Annotated in this window: 6 protein-coding genes; 4 read left to right on the top strand and 2 right to left on the bottom strand. The window is 62.2% G+C overall.

Going from position 1 to position 8617, the window contains the following annotated elements; genetic code table 11:
• Positions 1-122: 122 nt before the first annotated feature.
• Positions 123-1316 (bottom strand): M20 aminoacylase family protein, encoded by a 1194-nt coding sequence (locus BBA01S_RS19965; RefSeq protein ID WP_027818011.1) that lies wholly within the window; start codon positions 1314-1316, stop codon positions 123-125.
• 177 nt (positions 1317-1493) lie between these two features.
• On the opposite strand from BBA01S_RS19965, the gene BBA01S_RS19960 reads away from it, so the two are divergent.
• Together BBA01S_RS19960 and BBA01S_RS19955 are read left to right on the top strand one after the other, a co-directional pair.
• On the top strand, positions 1494-3572 hold the full coding sequence (locus BBA01S_RS19960) for a molybdopterin-containing oxidoreductase family protein (protein WP_027818010.1): 2079 nt from the start codon (positions 1494-1496) through the stop codon (positions 3570-3572).
• 149 nt (positions 3573-3721) lie between these two features.
• Entirely contained in the window at positions 3722-5398 is a 1677-nt protein-coding gene (locus tag BBA01S_RS19955; RefSeq protein WP_027818009.1) for a long-chain fatty acid--CoA ligase, read from the top strand.
• A gap of 159 nt (positions 5399-5557) precedes the next feature.
• Here BBA01S_RS19955 and BBA01S_RS19950 read toward each other — a convergent pair whose 3' ends face one another.
• Positions 5558-6733, bottom strand: a complete 1176-nt coding sequence (locus BBA01S_RS19950) for a porin (RefSeq protein ID WP_027818008.1) — start codon at positions 6731-6733, stop codon at positions 5558-5560.
• A 350-nt stretch (positions 6734-7083) separates the two neighbouring features.
• On the opposite strand from BBA01S_RS19950, the gene coq7 reads away from it, so the two are divergent.
• Positions 7084-7776: a 2-polyprenyl-3-methyl-6-methoxy-1,4-benzoquinone monooxygenase gene (gene coq7, locus BBA01S_RS19945; protein ID WP_027818007.1), complete on the top strand. Its 693-nt coding sequence runs from the start codon at positions 7084-7086 to the stop codon at positions 7774-7776.
• A 411-nt stretch (positions 7777-8187) separates the two neighbouring features.
• A complete protein-coding gene (gene mraZ / locus BBA01S_RS19940; RefSeq protein ID WP_027818006.1) occupies positions 8188-8616 on the top strand; it encodes a division/cell wall cluster transcriptional repressor MraZ in 429 nt (142 codons plus the stop codon).
• The last annotated feature ends 1 nt before the right edge of the window (position 8617 follow it).

Here is an 8617-nt window from a genome sequence, read left to right as displayed (position 1 = left end):
CTGGCGTTTACGTGCTTGAAAAATACGCAAATAAAACCTGCAAGTAAAACCCAGGCACCAACAAAAAAGCCGTCCCGAAAGGACGGCTTTTTGCATTCCAATCATTCAACAGCCATGCAGAATTACTTCTGCGCCAAAAACTTCGTCGCCAGCTGCACCCAATACGACGAGCCAACCGGCAACAGTTGATCGTTGAAATCATAACTGGCGTTGTGCAACATGCACGGCCCGGCTCCGTGACCGGCGTCGCGATGCCCACCATCGCCGTTGCCCAGAAACGCGTAGCAGCCTGGCTTTTCCAGCAGCATGAACGAGAAGTCCTCGGCGCCCATGGTCGGCTCGACATGATCGTCGACGCGATCGGCACCCACGACATCCCGCATCACGTCCGCCGCAAACTGCGCTTCAGCACTGCTATTCACTGTCGGCGGATAGTTGCGCAGGAAACTTACCTCGACGGAACACTCATAGGCTTCGGCCGTGTTCTCAGCAATCTTGCGTAGGCGCGCTTCGATCAGATCGAGCGTTTCCGTCGTGAAAGTCCGCACCGTACCGGCGAGCCAGGCCGTATTCGGCACGACGTTGACCGCGTCACCGGCGTGAATCTGCGTGATCGATAGCACGGCTGTATCGAGCGGCTTCTTGTTGCGCGTGATGATGCTCTGCAAGCCATTGGCGATCTGCACCGCCGTGAAGACCGGGTCACGCCCGTTGTGCGGCAGCGCCGCGTGCGAGCCGACACCGCTGATATCAATACGGAACTCGTTGCTCGACGCCATGATCGGCCCGTCGGTCACGCCGAAGAACCCTGCCGGCATGCCCGGCCAGTTGTGAATGCCGAACACCGCATCGACGGGAAAGCGCTCGAACAGGCCATCCTCGATCATGGCCCTGGCCCCGGCACCGCCTTCCTCGGCGGGCTGAAAAATGAAGACGATGGTGCCGTCGAATTGCCCATGCTGCGCGAGATATTGCGCGGCCCCCAGCAGCATCGCGGTGTGGCCATCGTGGCCGCAAGCGTGCATCTTGCCGTCGTTATGCGAGCGATGATCGAAGGTGTTGAGTTCCTGAATCGGCAGCGCATCCATATCGGCGCGCAGTCCGATCGAGCGTGCGCCGTTGCCGCGCTTAAGCACGCCGACGACGCCCGTTTTGCCCAGCCCCCGATGCACTTCGATACCCCACTCGGCGAGCTTTGTCGCAACGAGCTCAGCGGTGCGGGTCTCTTCGTACCGCAATTCGGGATGGGCGTGAATCGTTCGTCGTAGGCCCTGGATTTCGCCCTGGGCGGCCTGGATTTCCGGGATCAGTTTCATGGCTGACTCGTGGCTGGCAATGCGCAGAATAGGAGCGCCCGCCACTTCTGATGGCGGGCGTGGTCAGGCCATTTTACGCCCAAGCCTTTTTTTCGCAGCAAGCGCCTAAGCGCGCCGCGGCGATACGCGCCGAACATAATAAAATCACGCATCGATAGCCCCAGCCAAACGAGTCCCATGAACGCCCGAGCCGAATTCGCCCGCGCAGTCTGTCCCCATGACTGCCCCGACACCTGCGCCATGCGCGTGACCGTCGAAAATGGTCGGGCGATCAAGGTGAGCGGCGACCCCGATCACCCGCCGACACAGGGCGTGCTCTGCACGAAGGTCACGCGCTACGCTGAACGCGTTCACCATCCGAAGCGCCTGACTCAGCCGATGAAGCGCGTCGGCGCCAAGGGAGAAGGGCGTTTCGAGCCGATCAGTTGGGACGAAGCCTGCGAAATCGCGGCTGCCCGCCTGGGCGAGATTGCGCAGCGCGCGCCCGAAGCGATCCTGCCGTACAGCTACGCGGGCACGATGGGCCTCGTGCAAGGCGACAGCATCGCGCAACGCTTCTTCCACAAGCTCGGTGCGTCGCGGCTCGATCGCACGATTTGCGCGGCAGCGGGCGCGGCGGGGCTGCGCTACACCTACGGAGCGGGGCTCGGCATGCTCACCGAGCATTTCGCCGAAAGCGAAGTGATTCTGATCTGGGGCGCGAATCCGATCGCCTCGAATCTGCACTTCTGGACGCGTGCGCAGGAAGCGAAGCGCAACGGCGCGAAGTTGATTGCGATCGACCCGTACCGCTCGCTCACAGCCGAAAAGTGCCATCAGCACATCGCGCCGAAGCCGGGCACCGATGGCGCGCTCGCGCTCGGCATGATGCACGTGCTGATCACCGAAGACCGGCTCGATCATGATTACATTGCCGCTTACACCCACGGCTACGAGCAACTGAAGGCGCGCGCGCTCACCTACACGCCGGCGCGTGTAGCGCAGATCTGCGGTATCGAAGAACAGGTCATCGTCGATCTCGCGCGCCTTTACGCATCGACGCGCAAGGTGGCGATCCGCATGAATTACGGCCTGCAGCGCGTGCGTGGCGGCGGCAACGCCGTGCGTGCGATTGCCTGCCTCCCTGCGCTGACGGGGGCATGGCGCGATCGCGCGGGCGGCGTGCTGCTGTCGTCGTCGGGTTGGGCGCCTGTCGATGCGAACGCGCTGCAACGTCCCGACCTGATTCCTGGCTGGCCGCAACACCAGCCGCGCGTCGTCAACATGAACCAGATCGGCGACGCGCTCACGCACATGGGCGACGCGCAGTTCGGCCCGAAGATCGAGGCGGTCGTCGTCTACAACTCGAACCCGGTGGCCGTCGCGCCCGATTCTGCGAAGGTCGCGGCGGGCTTCGCGCGCGAGGATCTCTTCACGATCGTGCTGGAGCAATTCCAGACCGATACGGCCGATTACGCCGACCTGCTGCTGCCCGCGACCACTCAGCTTGAGCATCTGGACGTCCACAAGTCCTACGGCCACACGCACGTCATGGCGAACCTGCCGGCGATCGCGCCAGTGGGCGAGGCGCGCCCGAACACGGAAATCTTCCGCTCGATCGCGCGCGCGATGGCGTTGACCGAACCAGCGCTGTTCGAGAGCGACGAAGAAGTGGCGGCGCAGGCCTTCGACTGGAGCGACCCCGCGTTCAACGGCGCGGGTTGGTCGACGCTCAAGGAGAACGCGTGGATCAAGCTCGACATCGCCGATGCGCCATTCGCTCAAGGCGGCTTCCGCACGCCCACGGGCAAATGCGAGTTCTACAGCGAAGCGCTCGCGCAAGCCGGTCTTGATCCGCTGCCCGATTACCTGCCGCCATACGAATCGGCCGATCACGCGCCCGAACTGGCCGCGCGTTATCCGCTCGCGATGATCTCGCCGCCCGCGCGCAACTTCCTGAACAGCACCTTCGTGAACGTCGAAAGCCTGCGCGCGACCGAAGGCGAACCGCACGTCGACCTGAATCCCGCCGACGCCGCACACCGCAACATTGCCGACGGCGATCAGGTGCGGATCTTCAACGATCGCGGCTCGATGCGTGCGCGCGCACGCGTCACCGAGCGCGCGCGTGCGGGCCTCGTGGTGGGACTGTCGATCTGGTGGAAGAAGCTCGCGCCGGATGGCCGCAACGCCAACGAAGTCACCAGCCAGGCACTGACCGATCTGGGTGGCTCGGCCACCTTCTACGACTGCCTCGTCGAAATCGAGCGCGCGTAAACCCTTAACCCGTCACGGAAAAGTCCACGCCCCCGGCATTTCGAGGGGGCTTTCTAACTCGCTGTTTCGCGGCGGAAATGCGCAGGGCGCATGCTACGATCGGCGTTTTAGCACGACCATTCGAAAAATACCTGAGGAGGAGACGCCGCATGGATAAAGTCTGGCTGAAATCGTACCCGCCTGGTGTGCCCGCGGAAATCGACGCGAGCCAATACGCGTCCATCACGGCGTTGCTCACGGAGAGCTTCAACGCCAACCGTGCGAAGCCCGCCTTCGCGTGCATGGGCAAGACGCTCACTTACGGTCAGCTCGACGAACTATCGAAGCGGCTCGCCGCGTGGTTCCAGTCACGCGGCATCGAGCGCGGTGCGCGCATCGCCATCATGATGCCGAACGTGCTCCAGTACCCCGTGGCGCTGGCTGCGATCCTGCGCGCGGGCTATGTGGTCGTGAACGTGAACCCGCTCTACACGCCGCGCGAACTTGAGCATCAGCTCAAGGACAGCGGCGCGGAAGCCATCATCATCCTTGAGAATTTTGCCAACACGCTCCAGGCCGTGATCGCGCAGACGCGCGTGAAGCACGTCGTGGTGGCGTCGATGGGCGATCTGCTCGGCGCGGCGAAGGGCTTCATCGTCAATTTCGTCGTGCGCCGCGTGAAGAAGATGGTGCCCGCGTGGAGCCTGCCGGGCCATGTCAAATTCAACGACGCGATTTCGGCGGGCGCGCGCGCGAGCTTCAAGCCCGTCGAGCAGAAGCCCGATGACGTCGCTTTCCTCCAGTACACGGGCGGCACGACGGGGGTGTCGAAAGGCGCGACGCTGCTGCATCGCAACCTCATCGCCAACGTGCTGCAATCGGCTGCGTGGACGGAGCCCGCGCTCGCACGCCTGCCTGCGGGCGCGCAGCCTGTGACGGTCGCGGCGCTGCCGCTCTATCACGTGTTCGCGCTCACCGTGTGCGGTCTGCTGACGATGCGCACGGGCGGTCTTGCGGTGCTGATTCCGAATCCGCGCGACATCGCCGGCATGATCAAGGAATTGCACGGCTACTCGATCACGACGTTCCCGGCCGTCAACACGCTCTACAACGCGATCCTCAATCATCCCGATTTCGACAAGCTCGACTTCTCGCATCTGCTGGTCGCCAATGGCGGCGGCATGGCGGTGCAGGAAGCCGTGGCCAAGCGCTGGTACGAGCGCACGCAGACGCCGATCGTCGAAGGTTATGGCCTGTCGGAAACCTCGCCGAGCGTGACCTGCAACCCGACGACGGCAACCGAGTACACGGGCACGATCGGGCTGCCGCTGCCGTCCACGGAAATCTCGATTCGCGACGATAGCGGCAACGAACTGCCGATCGGCGAAGCGGGCGAGATCTGCATCCGCGGCCCGCAGGTGATGGCGGGTTACTGGCAGCGTCCCGATGAGACGGCGAAGGTCATGACCGCCGACGGCTTCTTCAAGTCCGGCGACGTGGGCGTGATGAACACGCGCGGCTACGTGAAGCTCGTGGATCGCAAGAAGGACATGATTCTGGTGTCGGGCTTCAACGTCTATCCGAATGAAGTCGAGGACGTGGTCGCGAAACTGCCCGGTGTGTTCGAAGTCGCGGCGGTGGGCGTGCCCGACCAGCATTCGGGCGAAGCGGTGAAGCTCTATATCGTCAGGAAAGATCCGGCGCTCACCGACAAGGACGTGTTCGAATACTGCAAGACGCAGCTGACCGGCTACAAGCGTCCGAAGCTCATCGAATTCCGCAACGACCTGCCCAAGAGCAACGTCGGCAAGATCCTGCGACGCGAATTGCGCGACGGTCGCGCGTAAGCTTCCCGGCGCGACGCCGTTTCGACAAAGAGCAAATGAAGCCTGCCCGCGAGGGCAGGCTTTTTTTCTGGCGACGCGTGTCAAAGAAGCGAGCCAAAGTAGCGAGCCAAAGAAAAAAGGCGCCCGGAGGCGCCTTTGAGACTCAAACGGCTGTTTTTCTTAGAACTTGTGGCGGATACCGACACGCGCCGTGAACTGGTTCTGGTTCGACGAAGGAGTCAGGTTGTTGATGTTTGCCGTGGCTGCAACAGTCTCGCCAGCGGCGTTGAGCGTGTCGCCCAGTGCGTGCTGGTAGACGCCCGTGATGTAGACGTCGGTGCGCTTGGACAGGAAGTAGTCCACGCCGACTGCGCCCTGGTGATACTGGGCGCGCGAGCCGCCGTTGATCGACACGCCGCGCGTGTAGTCGTAGGCCGCACCGACCAGCAGAGCCGGGGTCAACTGATACTTGAAGTTGACTTCGGCGTTGTTGAACGTTGCCGACTGGCCCTTGTAGGCTGCGAGCGCATAGGTCGAGCCCAGGTTCGCGAAGCGGATGTTCGAGTAGGTGATACCGAACGTGGCTGCGCCGAACGTGTAAGCACCGCCCGCACCGATTACCTGGTAGGTATTGGCCGACGTGAAGCCAGAGTAGACCGTCGAAGTCACGGCAGCGTTGGCTGCTGCTGCGGTGCCGCCGTTGTTGAACAGGCCGCCCGATGCTGCCGGCGTGCGTGCGTTCAAGTAACCGAGACCGAGGGACAGCGGGCCGTTGTTATAGCCTGCGCCAAGCGACCAGATCTGGTTGTGCGAGAAGTCGCCAGCCGCGCCGCCGAAGCTATACGTGCCACCGAAAGTCAGGCCAGCGTAGTTGGCGCTGGTGAACTTGACCGTGTTGTTGGTGCGGTACGCGTTGTTGAAGTTGTCGATGTCGCCCGGGTGAGCAGCGATGTAGCCGCCCCACTGGTCGCCGACTTCGAGCGGGCCGACGTAGTCGACCACGGAGTCGTACTGGCGACCCAGCGTGACCGAGCCGAACTGGGCGCTATTCAGGCCCACGTAAGCCTGACGGCCGAACAGCAGGCCGCCCTGACCGGATTTGCCGTTGTTCACGTCAAAGCCGCTTTCGAGCACGAAGATCGCCTTGAGGCCGCCGCCCAGGTCTTCCGCGCCGCGCAGGCCCCAACGGCTGCCTTGCAGCACGCCGCTCGACAGGTTGTACAGGTGCTTGCCACCTGCGTTCGTATTGATGTTGAAACCTTCGTCGATGATGCCGTACAGCGTGACGCTGCTCTGAGCGTGGGCGACGCCCGCGAACGCACCCATCGCGGCGAGCGCGAGAAGCGACTTCTTCATTGAATGATCTCCAGTATCTGACTGCTTTTATGCGTCTTTTTACAAGGCCTGTTTATTTGTCTTGCGGTGGCCTTGATGTCTAACTTCGCGAGAAGTTGCCACGTAATGTAGCAAAAGGGTTAGGGGGCACAAAGGAAAAGCCAGGTGCACCTAAGTACCTGTTTCGTTTACACAACATGGTCTAGAATATGCGCCTGGATATCGGCGCAGCCCCTTATTGACGGGCCTGTGCGTGTTCCTGTAGCGACTTTGAACGGCCGGTCGGTCGGCCTTTCAGGGGCGCTTCAGGCGGTCTCTTCGAGCGGCTCCTTTGAGCGGTTCGTTCTGCCTTGCGCATGGAGGAAGGTTGGATGATGTTTGACGAATTGATTACCGAGTTCGATCGCGGCTTGCGCTCGATCACCGGCGTGTCGCGCATGTCGCGGCCGATGCCGCAACCTTCCCCCGACGCCGTGTCCGCGCAGGTCGCGACCGCCGACGCCGCGGTGGCGACCGGCGGCAGCGTTTCAGCGACGCTTCCCGGCGAACTCACGCCTGCCGAGCGCTCGCATGCAGCTGGTCTCATGCGTGTGAATCACGTCGGCGAAGTGTGCGCGCAGGCGCTTTATCAGGCGCAAAAACTCGCGACGCGCTCGCCCACGCTCAAGGCCGCCTTCGAGCAGGCCGCGCGCGAAGAGGAAGACCATCTCGCGTGGACGGCGCGCCGTCTCGAAGCGCTCGATTCTCGCCCCAGCCTGCTCAATCCGCTCTGGTACGCCGGTGCAATGGCGATTGGCCTGGCAGCAGGGCGCCTGGGCGACAAAGTGAGTCTCGGCTTCATGGCCGAAACCGAGCGTCAGGTCGAGCATCACCTCGACAGCCACCTCGATGCGCTGCCGCCGGCCGACCTCGAATCGCGTGCAATCGTCGAACAGATGCGTACCGACGAGATCGCCCACGCGAAGTCGGCGACCGAGCTGGGCGGCATCGAACTGCCGCTGCCGGTGCGCTCGCTCATGCGTTTTGCATCGAAGGTGATGACCCGCACGGCCTACTATATTTAAGCTCTACTTTGAGATGTTCACGCGAGCCGGTAAGCTTCGCCGGTTCGCTGTTTGCCCCGCCATTCCGCTGCCATTTCCGGCTTCCAATCGTCCGCGTTAATCCCTCCCAAGCCCCCGCGCCATCGCGGTTTTCTCCGCGCATTTCACAAATCACCTTCACAACCTGCGTTAGCTCATTCATTCATAACGGTTTTTGGTTTTAGCGCTGACTTGAACAGGTGCCGCTAAGTCCTTGTTCTAGCGGATAAATTTCGTCAAAAAACGTGCGGCCCACCTTGACCCTCGAATGGCGTTCCTCTAAAGTGGGAGACAGTGTGAGAAAGTGTATTTTTGTGTGATTTCAAAGATGTATTCGGGTAAATTTCCTGAGATTTAGACGGGCGGCAAACGGCGCCGCTCAGGGGGAGCGAAGTGTTCCAGGGGGCGTCGGCGCTGACACTCGATGCGAAAGGACGGATGTCGATTCCGTCGCGCTATCGGGACGCGCTGCAACAACAGGCAGAAGGCCGGGTGACGATCACCAAGCACCCGGACGGCTGCCTGTTGCTATTTCCGCGCCCCGAATGGGAAGTGTTTCGCGCCAAAGTCGCAGCCTTGCCGATGGACGCCCACTGGTGGCGCCGCATCTTTCTAGGCAACGCGTCCGACGTCGATCTCGACAGCGCGGGCCGCGTGCTCGTCTCACCTGAATTACGTCTTGCAGCGGGAATGGAAAAGGAAGTCATGCTGCTTGGCATGGGTAGTCATTTTGAGTTGTGGGATGCGCAGACCTACGCCGCCAAGGAACAGGCGGCGATGGCTCAGGGCATGCCCGACGCCTTGAAGAATTTCACGTTCTGAT

Source organism: Paraburkholderia bannensis NBRC 103871, from assembly GCF_000685015.1.
GTDB lineage: Bacteria > Pseudomonadota > Gammaproteobacteria > Burkholderiales > Burkholderiaceae > Paraburkholderia > Paraburkholderia bannensis.
This window is presented reverse-complemented; position numbering and strand designations above follow the sequence as displayed.

Excerpts from the sequence above, each read along its gene's own strand:
- BBA01S_RS19965 (WP_027818011.1), bottom strand. The coding sequence starts at position 1,316 with ATGAAACTGATCCCGGAAATCCAGGCCGCCCAGGGCGAAATCCAGGGC.
- BBA01S_RS19960 (WP_027818010.1), top strand. The coding sequence starts at position 1,494 with ATGAACGCCCGAGCCGAATTCGCCCGCGCAGTCTGTCCCCATGACTGC.
- BBA01S_RS19955 (WP_027818009.1), top strand. The coding sequence starts at position 3,722 with ATGGATAAAGTCTGGCTGAAATCGTACCCGCCTGGTGTGCCCGCGGAA.
- BBA01S_RS19950 (WP_027818008.1), bottom strand. The coding sequence starts at position 6,733 with ATGAAGAAGTCGCTTCTCGCGCTCGCCGCGATGGGTGCGTTCGCGGGC.
- coq7 (WP_027818007.1), top strand. The coding sequence starts at position 7,084 with ATGATGTTTGACGAATTGATTACCGAGTTCGATCGCGGCTTGCGCTCG.